General features: G+C 69.1%; 7 protein-coding genes. 3 read left to right on the forward strand and 4 right to left on the reverse strand.

The window, feature by feature from the left end:
• Nucleotides 1-54 precede the first annotated feature (54 nt).
• Both AC1C2S_RS06620 and AC1C2S_RS06625 read left to right on the forward strand, forming a co-directional pair.
• Entirely contained in the window at nucleotides 55-1,365 is a 1,311-nt protein-coding gene (locus AC1C2S_RS06620; RefSeq protein WP_495351732.1) for an ABC transporter substrate-binding protein, read from the forward strand.
• A gap of 68 nt (nucleotides 1,366-1,433) precedes the next feature.
• A complete protein-coding gene (locus AC1C2S_RS06625; protein WP_495351733.1) occupies nucleotides 1,434-3,026 on the forward strand; it encodes an MGH1-like glycoside hydrolase domain-containing protein in 1,593 nt (530 codons plus the stop codon).
• Between the two features lie 28 nt (nucleotides 3,027-3,054).
• Here AC1C2S_RS06625 and AC1C2S_RS06630 read toward each other — a convergent pair whose 3' ends face one another.
• Nucleotides 3,055-3,933, reverse strand: coding sequence for an SDR family NAD(P)-dependent oxidoreductase (locus AC1C2S_RS06630; protein WP_495351734.1), 879 nt, complete (start codon nucleotides 3,931-3,933; stop codon nucleotides 3,055-3,057).
• On the opposite strand from AC1C2S_RS06630, the gene AC1C2S_RS06635 reads away from it, so the two are divergent.
• The gene (locus AC1C2S_RS06635; RefSeq protein WP_495351735.1) at nucleotides 3,932-4,537 is read left to right on the forward strand and encodes a TetR/AcrR family transcriptional regulator; all 606 of its coding nucleotides are present in this window, start codon (nucleotides 3,932-3,934) and stop codon (nucleotides 4,535-4,537) included. The two genes, AC1C2S_RS06630 and AC1C2S_RS06635, sit on opposite strands and share 2 nt — an antisense overlap.
• A gap of 37 nt (nucleotides 4,538-4,574) precedes the next feature.
• Here the strand turns inward: AC1C2S_RS06635 and AC1C2S_RS06640 are convergent, their stop codons facing one another.
• From AC1C2S_RS06640 to AC1C2S_RS06650, 3 genes are all read right to left on the reverse strand, one after another.
• The gene (locus AC1C2S_RS06640) at nucleotides 4,575-5,987 is read right to left on the reverse strand and encodes a glycoside hydrolase family 5 protein (protein WP_495351736.1); all 1,413 of its coding nucleotides are present in this window, start codon (nucleotides 5,985-5,987) and stop codon (nucleotides 4,575-4,577) included.
• Nucleotides 5,988-6,120: 133 nt separating this feature from the next.
• Entirely contained in the window at nucleotides 6,121-7,131 is a 1,011-nt protein-coding gene (locus AC1C2S_RS06645) for a LacI family DNA-binding transcriptional regulator (RefSeq protein ID WP_495351737.1), read from the reverse strand.
• 124 nt (nucleotides 7,132-7,255) lie between these two features.
• Nucleotides 7,256-14,428, reverse strand: a complete 7,173-nt coding sequence (locus tag AC1C2S_RS06650; RefSeq protein ID WP_495351738.1) for a family 78 glycoside hydrolase catalytic domain — start codon at nucleotides 14,426-14,428, stop codon at nucleotides 7,256-7,258.
• Between the last annotated feature and the right edge of the window lie 21 nt (nucleotides 14,429-14,449).

Raw genomic sequence — 14,449 nt, forward strand, 5'->3', positions numbered from 1 at the left:
ACACAGCAGGGGACCGCGGGAACGGCGGCCCTCGAACCCATGAAATGAGGCGCAATGACGCGTACATCACGCACCATCGCACGACGGGCCGCCCTGGGCTCCGCCCTGACGGCGACTCTGTTCCTGTCCGCATGCGCGGGCTCCGCGCCGGCTGAGACCGGTGGCTTCGACCCGAACGAGGAGATCGAGCTGCACATCGCCTGGTGGGGCAACGACGAGCGCTCGGCGATCATGGCCGAGGCGATCGACCTCTTCGAAGAGGAGTACCCGAACATCACCGTCGTGGAGGAGCCGGTCGGCGCCCCCTACGACCTCTTCAACCGACTCGCCACGGACTTCGCCTCCGGCACCGCCCCCGACGTGTTCGCACTCGGCGGCGCCAAGCCCCAGGAGTACGGCGCGGCCGGAGCGCTGCTCGACCTGTCGACCGTGAGCGACGAACTCGACACGAGCAAATACGAGGACTTCACCCTCACGAACGCGACCGTCGACGACACGCTCTACGGCCTGCCTACCGGCGGTAACGCGATCGGCGCCCTCGTCAACGCGAGCATCTTCGAGCAGGCCGGCGTGCCGGTGCCCGGCGACGACTGGACCTGGGAGGACCTCGTCGACAGTGCGAACGAGATCTCCGCGAAGGTGCCCGGGGTCGTGGGGCTCGACCTCCGTGTCCAGGACATCCTCGGCACGTACCTCGCACAGTACAACGACGACGGCATCTACGACTGGGACGGCGAGCTCGCCACCGACGCCGAGACCGTGCAGCAGTGGTACGAGCTCGAGCAGGAACTCGTCGAAGGCGGCGGTCTGCCCGACCCGTCGGTCATCGTCGAGCACTGGAACGTGACCCCTGACCTGTCGTTGTTCGGCACCGGCAAGGCCGCCATCACGTTCGCCTACAACAACCAGATCGGTTCGTACGCGACCGGCACCGGCGGCGGCGACGTCGAGATCATCGCGCCGCCTTCGTCGACCGGCGTCTCGGGCGTCGCCGCACTGCCCTCCCAGTTCTGGGCGATCGCATCGGAGACCGAACACCCCGAGGCATCCGCCCTGCTCGTCGACTGGCTGCTGAACCAGCCGGAGCCGGCGAAGATCATCCTCGCCAACCGCGGCCTGCCGTTCAACCCCGACACCCTCGAGGTCGTCAAGCCGCTGCTCGCCCCGGCCGACGCGCAGTCGGCCGAGTACCTCGAGAAGGTGCTCGAGTTCGGTGTCGTCGCCCCGCCGCAGCCCGCGGGCGGTGCGATCCTCAACGAGCTCTCGCAGCGCATCGAGTCCGACATCCTCTTCGACAAGGTGTCCGTCGCCGACGGCGCGAAGCAGTGGATCGCCGAACTCGACGCTGCGCTCCAGAACGACTGATCCGGTCGTGAGATCGCGGGCGGCACTTCGGCGCCGCCCGCGACTGCACCACACGAAGACAGAGACCCATGACGCAGCCCTCCCCCGTGCTGGACCGCCTTCGCGCCTCATCGATCCGCCTGGGCGAGGTGCGCTTCGCCGCCCTCGGCGGACCCCTCGACGCGGCATGGCGCCAGGCGGTCGACGAGCTCGCCCGATGCATCCTGCCGCTCGGCGACGACGTTCCCGTGCTCAATGAGGGCGGTGTCTACCTCGGCAGCTGGCTGGAGAGCACCGCGACCATCAATGCCGAGGTGCTCGACCGCTTCGACCCCGACGTCACCCGCGACACGCATCTGCGGTTCGCCGCGCACCAGCGCGACGACGGACTGCTGCCCTACAAGCTCACCGCCGACGGCGCCGGCTACGCGCAGATCCAGATGGTCACGCCGTTCGCCCGCAGTGTCTGGCACCACTACCTGGCGGGCGGGCGCAGCGACCGCGACTACCTCGCCACCATGTATCGCGCACTCGCGCGGCACGACGCTTGGCTCGCGGCGCACCGCGACACCCGCGGCACCGGCGGCGTCGAGGCGTTCTGCACGTTCGACACCGGCCACGACCGCTCACCCCGGTTCTGGGGCGTGCCCGACCAGACCCCGGGCGGCGACGCGAGCGCGTACGACCTCGAGTCGGGCGTGCTCCCGTTCCTCGCGCCGGACCTCACGGCCAACGTCGCATGCCAGCGCGCCTACCTCGCGCGCATCGCCGACGAGCTCGGCGAAGACCCCGAGCCCTGGCACGCGAAGGCTGCTGCCAGCCGCGCCGCCCTCGAGGCGTGCTTCGACGAAGTCGACGGATGCTGGTACGACGTCGATGCCGCCGGGCGCCGTGTGCGCGTGCAGTCCGACGTGCTGCTGCGCGTGCTCGCGTGCGAGATCGGCGGCCCCGAGCTCTTCGAGGCCTCGCTCGAGCGCTACGTGCTGAACTCGCGCAAGTTCTTCTCGGCGTATCCGTTCACCTCGCTCGCACTCGACGACCCGCGCTTCGATCACGACTTCCGCGCGAACTCCTGGGGCGGGCCCGTCAACTTCCTGACGCTGATCCGTGCCCCGCACGCGTTCGAGCACCACGGCCACGTGGCGGAGCTCGCGTTCTCGCTCATGCCGGTCGTCGCGGCCGTCGCGCGCATGGGCCGCTTCCCGCAGGTCATGAGCCCGTGGACCGGCGAGCCCGGGTACACCGAGCAGTACTCCCCCGCGATCCTCTGGTTGCTCGACACGGTCGAGCGACTGTTCGGCATCCTGCCGCGACCCGACGGCGAGCTCTGGTTCACAGGGCTCCTGCCGCGCCGGGTGGATCACCACGACGTCGCCGACGAAGTCGCGTACGAGCGCACCGTCGGCGGCATCCGCTTCGAGCTCGAGAACTCGCGCACCGAGGCGATCGCCTACCGCGACGGCGAAGAATGGCTCAGGATGCCGCATGGCCTCCGTGCGATCACCGACCGGGCCGGCCGGTTGCGGGCCCTCGTGGGCATGACCGCTCGGCCCGTCGCCGGCACGGTGCACGTCGACGGCGAGCGGTTCGAGGTCGAGGTCGCGGGCAACGAGCGCGTCGACCTCGACGGGGTGCGCATCGTCGCGCGCACCCGCACCGTCGTCGTGCTGCCCGGGGCCTGAAACCCGCCGGCCTCGACGACCCGCCGGGTCACCAGGGCGCGCGGCTGCCGTCCCACGACCAGAGCGCCCCGGTGGGCGCGTCGTCCGGCAAGAGGGCGAGACGCACGGCGCCGGCAGCGGCCTCGGCGGGGTCGCCACCGGTCATTCCAGGGATGAGGTTGGTGGCGCGGAGCCCGGGGGCAAGAGCATTCACCTTGAACCGGTCGCCGAGCGTTTGCGCAGTGAGCAGCGTGACCGCGTTGACGGCGGTCTTGGAACTGCGGTAGGCCAGGCCTCCGCCGCGCACCCGCTCCCAATCGAACTGCGGGTTGGGCCCGCTGTTCCACGTCAGGGAGCCGGTGCCGCTGGACACGTTGACGATCCTCGGGTGGCCGGATCGTCTGAGCGCCGGCAGGAATGCCTGCGTGACGGCGACGAGGCCGAAGACGTTGGTGTCGAATGCGCGGTGCAGCTGGTCGAGCGACGTGCCGTCGATGTCTTCACCGCCGGAATTGACTCCGGCATTGTTGACCAGGATGTCCAGCCGATCGATCGTCGCCGCAGCGGCCGCGATGGACTCCGACCGGGTCACGTCGAGCTGAATCGCGAACGCGCCTTCGCCCAGCGAGTCGGCTGCCGCACGCCCTTTGTCGAGATCACGGGCGGCGACCCACACGGTGACGCCGTGCTGGAGCAACTGTTTCGCGATCTCGAACCCGATGCCGCTGTTCGCCCCGGTCACCAGCGCCGCGGTTCCACCCGCAGGACTCAGCGCCTCGGGGAGCTGATCTGTCGCCATGTTCGTCTGATCGTTCATCTGATCGTTCATCTGATCGTTCATCTGATCCTCCAACTCCAACGATGTGGTTGGAAGTGTACTCGCACTGAAGCGCATTTCCAACCCAAGCGTTGGTAAGCTGCCGATCATGGCCTGGGACACCGAGGGAACGCGGCGAAAACTGCGAGACGCGGCGCTTGTGGAATTCTCGGCGCACGGATACGACGGCACCGCCGTGGGCGCCATCGCCGCACGCGCCGGAGTGAACAAGGAGCGCCTGTACAGCTACTACGGAGACAAGAAGGCGCTCTGGAACCTCGTGCTCGCGACCGAGCTCGAACGCTTGGCCGCTGCCGTCCCGCTGGCGACAGCAGGGCTCGCCGACATCGGCGAATTCGCCGGCGCCACCTTCGACTACCACGCCGCACACCCCGAGCTCGGACGGCTCCTGCAGTGGGAGGGCCTGCAAGACGAGTCTCCTGCGGAAGCGGCGACGCGATCGCAGCACTATCGAGAGAAGGTCGAACGCTTCGCCGCGGCGCAACGCGAGGGCCTCCTGTCGCCCGGCCTCGATCCAGCACACCTCGTCTTCGCCTTGATCGCTCTCGCTGCGTGGTGGCAGACCGTCCCTCAGCTCGCAGAGATGATCACCGGCGCAGGCCCCGACGACGAACACGAGCGAGCTCGCCGCCGCCGCTTCGTCGTCGAAGCAGCCCGTCGCCTCGCAGCACCCGGCCCATCAGAACCCGTCTGACGCACTCGCACGACGACGAGCGCACCTTCGGCGCCGCTCACGCGCCGGCGCGAACCCCCGCGAGGTGTTCTTTCAGCACCTCGGTGAGCCCGGTGCGCTCGACGCTGCGATCCAAGCGGAAGGATGCCGCGAGATCGCGCGCCCGCTCAGGCGTGACGCCGCGGAACCGGTCGCCGAATCGCTCGGCGAGCGGCTCCGCGAGCAGGATGTGGCGCACGAGCACCGCGATGTGCGGCTGCCGGCCCCACGGCCACGGGTGGTAGTCGGGAAACTCGGCATCGAAGACGGCGTCGATGGGATCGAGGATGTCACGGACACCGGCATCCGACCCGCCCCATGAGTCGATGCCGAGGCGCGCCTTGGTCTCGAGCTCGGGCCGGATCAACTCGACGTACGGACTGTCGGATGCCGCATGCACGAGCCCCTGGAGCCCGACGTCTTTATACGTCCAGAGCGCCCAGCTCGCACCATGCTCGCGGTAGATCTCGAGCTGGTCCTGCAGCAGCCGGTACCGCCAGGAATCCTGCGAACGGTCGTCGGAGTACACCGGGCCGAACTCGCCGATCCAGATCGGGGTGCCCGTCGAGCGCATGTACTCGGTGCGCCGCAGGAAGGTCTGCTCGACGACGCTCCGGTCGAAGTACTCTCCGCGGGTGACTCCGGGGTACTCGGTCGCGCTCGTGATGCCGGGCAGGGCGTAGTCGTGCGCCGTGTAGACGGTGTTCGGCAGCGGCTCGCTGCGCTGGTCGAACATGCTGAAGTCGGTCGAGTACTTGTTGCCGTCGAGGAAGAGCACGTGCCGCGGGTCGATGGCGCGGATGGCGCGTTCGAGCCGTTCGTAGAAGGGCAGCAGTCGCTCGCCGGTGGGGTCCGACGGTTCGTTGATGGGGTTGTACCCCGCCACCTCGGGGCGATCTCCGAATCGATCGGCGAGGGCCTCCCACAAGTGCACGACTCGGTCTTGGAAGTGCGGATGGTTCCAGAACTCGGCGATGTGGGTGGGGTTGTCGCTGTGCCAGTGCTGGTTCTGCCGGCCGGGCAGGGCGTGCAGGTCGAGGATCGAGTAGATGCCGTGCTCCGCGAGGAGCGTGACGACGCGATCGAGGCGTGCGAAGCCCTCCTCCTTCAACTCGAAGGGGCGCTCGTCGTCTTCGAAATGCCGGTAGTTGAAGGGGATGCGCACACTGTTGATGCCGATCGAAGCGAGGTGCGCGGCATCCGCTTCGTCGAAGAAGTCGGTGAGGAATGCGTCGAAGAACGCCTCGTACGATTCGGCGCCCATGCGATCGAGCAGCACCCGGCGGATGTTCTCTTCATTGCCGGGATACCCGGTGATGAAGTTCTCCATGTTCATCCAACCGCCGAGGCCGACGCCCGCGAGACGAACCGGGATCCCGCTCTCGTCGACGAGGTCGGCGCCGCGAACGGTGAGCCAGTCGAGACGCTCCATCGTGTTCCTCCTGCGGATTTGTACGCTTGAGCAACTTATCCGAGAAAGCGGTTTCACGCAACGGTGACCTCGTCAGCCCCGGCGCTGCCCCGGCACGGCATCAGCACAGTGCCGGCGCACCGCCGCCGGCGACTCAGCCGACGGTACCGGTGGATTCGCGCACGACGAGCTCGGGCTGGAACACGATGCGTTCGTGACTGAACTCGCCGCCGGCCGCCTCTTTCAGCATGAGGTCGACCGCCGTGTACCCGATCATGGCCGCCGGCTGCCGGATCGAGGAGAGCGGCACGACGGCGGCCGAGGCGAAGTCGATGTCGTCGTACCCGAGGAGCGCGATCTCGCCGGGCACGTCGATGCCGCCCTGCATCATGAGCGCCTGCAGCACGCCCATGGCGAGCAGGTCGTTGGCCGCGAAGATCGCGTCAGGGCGATCGGATGCCGCGCGCTCGCGAATTCCCTCACCGGCGGCCCGCCCCGCGAGCACCGTGAGCGACTCCGTCTCGATGATCTCGAGCGTGACGCCCTCGACCTCGGCGACGGCGACGCCGGCTCCCTCGAGCCGGTCGACGACCTGGCGGATGCCCTTCGGTCCGCCCACGAACGCGATGCGACGACGCCCGGTGTCGATGAGGTGGCGCACCGCCAGGCGGCCGCCGACGACATCGTCGACGGCGACCGACGAGAAGCTCTGGTCGGCGACCTCGCGGTCGACGAGCACGACGGTCGTGCCGCGATCCCTCAGCAGCTGCAGCCGGGGCAGGTCATCGGCCAGCGGCGAGATCAGCACCCCGGCGACCCGCTGCTCCTCGAACAGGTCGAGGTAGGCGCTCTCGCGGTCGGCGTTCTCGTCGCTGTTGCCGAGCAGGATCGTCATACCCTCTTCTGCCGCACGATCTTCTGCCCCACGGGCGACATCCGTGAAGAAGGGGTTGCGCACGTCGAGCACGACGAGACCGATCGAACGACTGCGGCCCGCGCGCAACTGCCGGGCGGCGTCGTTGCGCACGAAGCCGAGCTCCTCGATGGCGGCGGCGACGCGCGCGACGGTGGCGGGGGCGACCTTGTCGGGGCGGTTCAGCACGTTCGAGACGGTGCCCACCGATACGGATGCCACAGCCGCGACATCCCGCACACTCACTGCCATCGGTTCTCCTCCTCGAGTTGGAGTCAATTATGTCTGATCGGGCATGGATTGAAACGAATCATCTCACAGGGCAGTTCTGGCGACGGCCAGGCCGGTGTCGAGTCGGTCCGGCCGTCGCGCCACATCACTGCGACGGCGGAGCCACCTCCACCGCTCGACGGCGCCGTGCCGTGATCACCCATGCTGCGCCGAGCAGCATGAACACGCCGGCCACGGCCAACCAGGGCGCGCCGTCGAAGCCCGTCTCGGCGAGCACGTCGGTCGGCACGGTGACGGGGTCGCCGCCGCCCGCCGGAACGATCACGATCGAGTGCGCACCGGCCGGCACGTCAGCCGGCACGACGGCGTGCAGCGAGATCACGCCGCGTTCGTCGGCGGTCGCCGTTCCGAGCGCGATCGGATCCGAGTGCAGTTCGACCCGCACGACGGTGCCCGGCGTGAACCCGCTCGCCTCGACGAGCACGCGTGCCTCGGGTGCGACCTCGAGCGTGCCGCTGGTCTCGCCACGGGCTATTTCGACGACCGTGCCGACATTGCCGGCGACATCGACCGCGCGCACCGCCAACCGCGTCGGAGCCGCCTCCTCCGCGATGAGGACGGTGAGGCTCGGATGCCACGCGCTGCCGTCGAGCGAGTACTCGATGCGCTCGACCCCTGAGCCCGAGTCCGCTCCCACGGCCGTGACTCGACCCGACTCGGTCAGCCCCGCCCACGCCGTCGGCGCGGCGGCGTCGACGCGAGTCTCGAGACGGTCGGTGCGGCTGACGTTGCCCGCGAGGTCGCTCGCCCGGTACTCGAGCACGGCCGCACCCTCCGGCAGGCGCACTGGATCGACGTAGCGCTGCCAGTCGCCGCCGGCGAGGCGGAACTCGATCGCCTCGACCCCGCTGTCGTCGTCGACGGCCGTGAGCTCGGCGGTCGCATCGGCGCGGAGCCAGCCGTTCTCGCCGGCGTTCGTCGTCTCGACGCTCACCGTTGGCGCCGTCGTATCGGGGATGACGATCGTGCCCGTGATCGACTTCACGGCCTCGACGTTGCCGGCCGCGTCGGTCGAGGCGTACTCGACCGTGAACGCGCCGCCCTCGTCGATCACGACGGACGCACCCGTCTGCCACACCCCATCGTCGACTCGGTATTTCGTCGCCGCGACGCCCGAGGTCGCATCTTCGGCCGCGAAGTCGATCGTGCCGGATCCGGTCGCGGTGTCGCCCTCGAATCCAGCGCCGAAGGCCGCCTCGGTCGACGGAGCGACCGTGTCGATCTTCACGGCCAGCTCCCGCTCGTCGCTGCGGTTGCCCGAGGCATCCGTCGCCCGATACCGCAGCGAAGTGCTGCCCTCCGCGTCGAATGACAACGGTCCGTCGACCTCGGAGAACTCCTCCTCGCCGAGGGCCGCTTCGACGATGAGCTCGCCTGCCCGGTCGTCGCGAGCCTCGATGACCGCCTCGACCGGCGACGTGCGGTACCAGCCCGTCGCGCGGTCGGGAGCAGCCGGGTCGAGGGTCGCCGTGACCTGCGGGGCGGTGACGTCGGCCGCGACCGGAAGGGTCCAGACGTCGGCGATCGATGGGTCGTAGAAGCCGTGATCGTCGAGGTTCTCGAACTTCACGCGCACCGGCCCGTCGGCCGCATGGTCGGCGTCGACGACGAGTTCGTAGGTCTCGGTGCCGACACCGCCCGTGTGACTGAAGAGCCGCTCCGCCACTTCGACGCCGTCGACGTAGACCTTGTACTTCTTCGTCTGCGGCCGGTCGTACGTCTCGGTCACGCGTAGCACGAACGGCTCGCCCTCGACGACGGCCACGTCGAACTCGAAGTACGAGAAGTCGGTCAGGTGACCCGCGTAACGACGAGTGAGCCCCGCCTCGGTGTTCGTGCCCGACGAGCTCGACGCGGTGAGCGCATGCGCCTGCTCGGAAGCCGAATCACCGAGGTCGACGTGGTCGTACCCCGCCGGCGGGCTCGTGACCGGCGCGAGCTCGACCGTGAGCACGGTCGAGGCCTGCGCGAACGTCACCCCGTCGTGGGCGAACACCGCCGAGAGTTCCACAACGTTCGGCGTGTGGTCGGTGCCGAGCGGCACGTACACCGGCACCTCGAGCTGGGCGGATTCGCCGGGCGGCACGATCACCGTCTCGCCGGGCAGCGGCACGACCCAGCCATCGGGAACGGTCGCCTCGATCCGGCCGACGGCCGGCTGCTCGCCCGCATTGACGACGATCGCGCGAAGCACAGCAGTGCCACCGGGGGCGACGCTCGGGGGAACCGCCTCGACCGTCATCGTGACCGGCGAGTCGACGACGATCGACAGCGCTGCGGATGTCTCGACGTGCTGCTTCTCGAAGGTGTATCCGAAGCGGACGGCCGCGGGCACCGAACCCGGTACCTGGTCGGCGGGCACCTGCAGCGCGAGGTCGACCGAACCGGCCTCGTCGGTCTTCAGGCGTTCGGCGAGTTCCGTCGCGTCGGGCTTGGCCGCCCAGGCATCCGCAAGGCCCGTGACCTGCGCGGTGACCGCTTCGATCGCGGCGACCGGGCCGTTCTGGGCAGTTCCGGTGATCGTGATCGGCTCGCCGGGCTTGTAGCCCGCAGCGTCGCTCGCGGCGGCGACCGTGATGCCGAGCAGTTCGGTGAGGGTCGCGTTCGTCACCGAGCGCACCGTACCGGCGCGTTCGCCGAGCGCAGGAGCGGCCTCAGCGAGCGCGGCGATCCACTCGTCGACCGCCCCGAGCTCTTCGAGCACGCTGGCGAGGCGCTTCGCGGTCTGCGCCGGCTTGCCGTCGCCCGCAGAGGCGTACGCGGATTCCGCACGCTCGCGCGTCACGTGGATGAGGTCGGCCAGTTCGGCGAACTGCGGGGCATCGAGGTGACCCGCATCGCGCTCGGTCTCGGCCTGCGCGTGCAAGGCGTCGATCGCGTCGAGGATCGCACCGACCGAACCCGAAGCGGGGTCGACGTCGAAGGCGTAGTCGCCGGAACCGATCGTCACGACGACCTCGTCACCGACCTGCTCGACCGTGCGCACTCCGTCGACGTCGGCGAGCGGCTCGCCGCCTTCGGTCACGGCCCAGACGTTCGCCGCGGGCAGACGGACCGTCGCGGTCGAACCGACCGGAACGTGCGTGGCGAGTGAGAGGCGCTCCCCCTCCTTCTTCCAGTCGGAACTGATCGGGCCGAACGGCGTGGGCGTCGTCGCCTTCGCCCACTCGAGCTGGTCGGTGACCTGCGGGGCGATCGTCACGTCGCGGTAGCCCGTCACCTCCGAGCTTCGGATGCCCGCGACATCGTGGAAGAACCAGTCGTCGACCGTGCCGAGGAAGTAGTGACCGCGCGAGCGTGCCTCGAGGGCCCAGTGCTCCCACATCGTGGTCGCGCCGTTCTCGATCATGAAACCCCAGCTCGGGTACTCGGTCTGCACGGCCACCCGGTAGGCGAGGTCGCCGTAGCCGTACTTCGTCAGCATCGGCAGCAGGTACTTCGAACCGAGCGTTCCGGTGTTGAGCTTGTCGCCCTTCTCCGTGACGTCGGCGGCGAGGCTCGCCGCCACCCGCTCGGCGGTCGCCTCATCGGGCGCGAGCCCGAACGCGAGGGCGAGGGCGTTGTGCGTCTGGCGGTAGCCACGATCTCCGGAGCCGCGGTAGAGGCCGGCACCGGCATCGAGGAACTGGGCGTTGAACGCGTCTTTCACGACCGCGCCCTGGCTCGCGAAGTGGGCCGCGTCGCCCGGCTGGCCGAGCAGCGTCGCGGTCTTCTCCATCGACATGAGCATCGTGTAGAGGTACGCCGTCGCACTCACCCGCACGTCTTCGGGGGCGTTGCCGCCGGCCGGGCTCGCCTCGGGGCTGACCCAGTCGCCGAGCCGGGACTCACGGACGAGCCCGTTGTTCGAGCGGTCGAACTCGAGGTCGACGTACGTCTTCATGCCGTCGTAGTACTGCTCGAGCACGCGCTCATCGCCGCCGTACTGGTACAGCCACCACGGGATGAGGATGTATGCCGAATGCCACGGCGGCGCGACACCCCACTGGCCCCACTGACCCGAACTCGGTGCGATGACGAGCGGCGCACCATCGGCGTCACGACTGTCGTTGATGTCGCCGATCCACTTCTCGAACAGGTTCTGCGTGTCGAGGTTCATGAGGAACATCTCGGCGCCGACGGCCGCGTCTCCCGTCCACCCGTTCTTCTCGAACATGGGGGTGTCGGTCGGGATGCCGTGGATATTGTTCAGCATCGTGTCGACGACCGCGCGATGGGTCTGGTTCATGATCGGGTTCGCACTCTCGAACGAGCCGGTCTCCGCGGCATCCGTGTGCAGCACCTCGGCGACGAACGCCTCGGCCGGCGGCGCCGAATCACCCGGCCACCCCGAGACCTCGATGTACTGGAAGCCCTTGTACGAGAAGCGGCCCGCCCAGGTCTCGGACTCCCCAGTGCCGGCGAGAATGAACCGGTCGGTCTGGAAGCCGTTCGCGAAACCGCCGTTGTTCGAGAAGTCGGGGCGGCCGTCGGCGCGGAGCTTCTCGCCGTACTGCGCCCGGATGGTCGTGCCGACCTCGCCCTCGGCCGTGAACTCGACCGTGCCGGCGATCACCCTCGGGAACTTCACGACGTAGACGCCGTCGACGACCTCGTCGACCGACTCGGCCTCGAGGCGCTCGGTGACGCGGATCGGCTGCTGCTGCTGGTTGATGAGCGTGCCGGCTGGGCCTGCGACCTCACTCGAGGACGCCCAATCGCGGTCGTCGAAGCCGACGGTGTCGAATCCGGTCTGCACGCGGTTCGCGTCGTACGTCTCGCCGCCGTAGAGATCGTCGAGCACGGTCGGACCGTCGTGGAGGCTCCACGTGCGGTCGGAGACGATCTCTTCACTCGTGCCGTCGGTGTACTCGATGCGCAGCAGCACACGGCCGACGGGCTCATCGTGGAACGGCGGCTTCTCCCAGTTCCACACGTTGGGATTCGTCATGCCGTAGAAGCCGCGGCCGAGCTCCATGCCGAGCGCGTTGTCGCCCTGCTCGAGCTGCTCGGTGAGGTCGGTCACGGTGTACTGGGCGTGATCGTCGTAGTCGGTGAACCCCGGCGAGAGGATCTCGTCGTTGATCGGCGCACCGTTCAGGCTGAGGTTGGCGTAGCCGCCCGCCGCGACGTAGATCTTCGCCGTGGCGACGGCGCGATCGACCGTGAACTCCTTGCGGAGCAAGGGCGCCGCTGCAGTGGGCTCGACGGGCAGTCGCACGCCGGCGCCCCATGGGCCCGTGCCGTACACCGCCTGCACGGCGGCCGGAGCCCACGCCGAGTCGTCGAAGTCCGGCTCCTCGAACCCGGCGGGGATGACCTTCGAGGCCTTCCACGCGGCATCCGTCGTGAAGATCTGCTCGGACCCGTCGGCGTACGCGACGCGGATCACGGCGAGGAGCCCGGCGGGCGAGCCCGGACCGTTCGTCGTGCGCACCGCGACGACGTTGTCGCCGCCGTCGAGGTCGACGCGGAATCGCTTCGAGCTCTGCCACTCATTCGTCGCGCCCTCGGTCTGGCCGATGAGCGCGCCGTTGACCCACAGCTTGAAGGAGTCGTCGGCGGTCAGGATGATCTCGGCCTTCACGGCCTCCGTGCCGCTCGGCGTCTCGAGCGTGGTGCGGAATGCCCGATCCTCGGCCGGCGCCACGGGTGCGCCCGCCTCGGGGGTCCAGATCCAGTTCGCGTCGTCGAAGGTCAGCACGTCGCCGCCTGCGTCGAGCGCGGGAATCGTGACCCGCCCGCCGTAGACACCGCCGCGGTACAGGAAGTTCGCCTGGGCGTTCTCCCACGCGGAGTCGTCGAACGCGGCGAGGTTCCAGCCGGCCGGGGCGTCGGCCGCGCTGGAGATGAGCGAGCTGAAGCCGCTGTTCGTCACGACCTGCTCGCTCGTGCCATCGGTGTAGCCGATGCGGAGGGCGCCGAGCACCCCGCCGTTCTGGCTCGAGCCGGGCGTGGTGAGCGCGAAGGCGAGCACGTTCTCGCCGGCACCGGTCGAGAGGTTCACGACACGAGCCGTCTGCCAGTCGTTGTTGCCGCCCGTGTTGGCGGTGACCTTCACGCCGTTCCAGTACGCGTCGACCTGCTGGTCGCCGGTCATGGCGAGCTGCGCCCAGGCGACCTCCTTCGTCTCGGAGACGGTGACCTTCGTGCGGAAGAGCGTCGACGGGATCGGGTTGTCGGCGGAGGGAGTGCCGATCGGCGGGATGATCCAGGATGCCGTGTCGAAGGTGCTCCGAGTGTCAGCCGTCGGCTGCACCGGCACGGTCACCTGCTCGCCCCATGGGCTGCCGCCGTAGGGCGCACGAGCGGTCGCGGCCACCCAGCCGGAGGTGTCGTACCCCTTGGCCTGCCAGCCGGTCTTCGCCGATTCGCTCGCGAGCCAGCTCGCGTCGGTCACGATCTCCTGCACGCTGCCGTCGGTGAATCGCACGACGAGCTTGCCGACGACCGCGCCGTACGCCTTCGCGGCGTTGTCGAGCCGCACGGCGAGCACGTTCTGGCCGAGGAGCGGGAACGCCTGCACGCGAGTCGCGGTCTTCCACGCGTCGGAGACCGAAGCGCCGGTGGCGATCTGCGTGCCGTTCAGGTGGGCCGAGAACCCCATGTCGCCCGACATGACGAACTCAGCCCGGTCGATGATCTTGTCGCTCGGCAGTTCGAAGGTCTTCCGGAAGTATCCGGGCGGGGTGTTGCCGCCGGGGTACGGCGGATGGATCCAGCTGGCGCCCGCGAGCGAGAGTTCCATGCCCGTCGTGTTCTGGGGTCGGTCGCGGCCGATCCAGGCGCTGTCCGCCCAGTCGTCTTCAGCGAAGAGCCCGGTGCTGAAGGTCGAACCGGCACTCGCCTCCCCCACGTTGGTCTCGACGTCGACCTGCCACCGATAGTCGGTCGCGGCCGCGAGACGCTCGTCGCCGAACTCGACCGCGGTCGACTCGGCCGATGCCACGACCCCGCTGTCCCAGACGGCGCCCTCGTCGATATCGGTGCCCGCCGGTGCGATTCTCAGCCGGTAGGAGGCCTGCTGCACATCGCGCTCATCGCTCTCGACGACCCACGAGAACCGCGGCTTCTCGACGTCGATGCCGAGCGGTTCGGTGCGGTTCTCGACCTCGAGGGTCGACAGGGTCAGCGTGGGTTCCGCGGCGGCGGCAACAGCCGGAGCCGCGGCCGCGGAATCCGTCGGAGCGAGCATCGCACTGAGACCGCTCACCGCGAGCCCGATGCCGAGCACTGCAGCGATGGCCGCGGTGCCGCGCCGGCGAAGACGAGAACGCAAAGGAGACGTACGAGACACGAG

The sequence above is a fragment of the Agromyces sp. Y782 genome, from assembly GCF_059445405.1.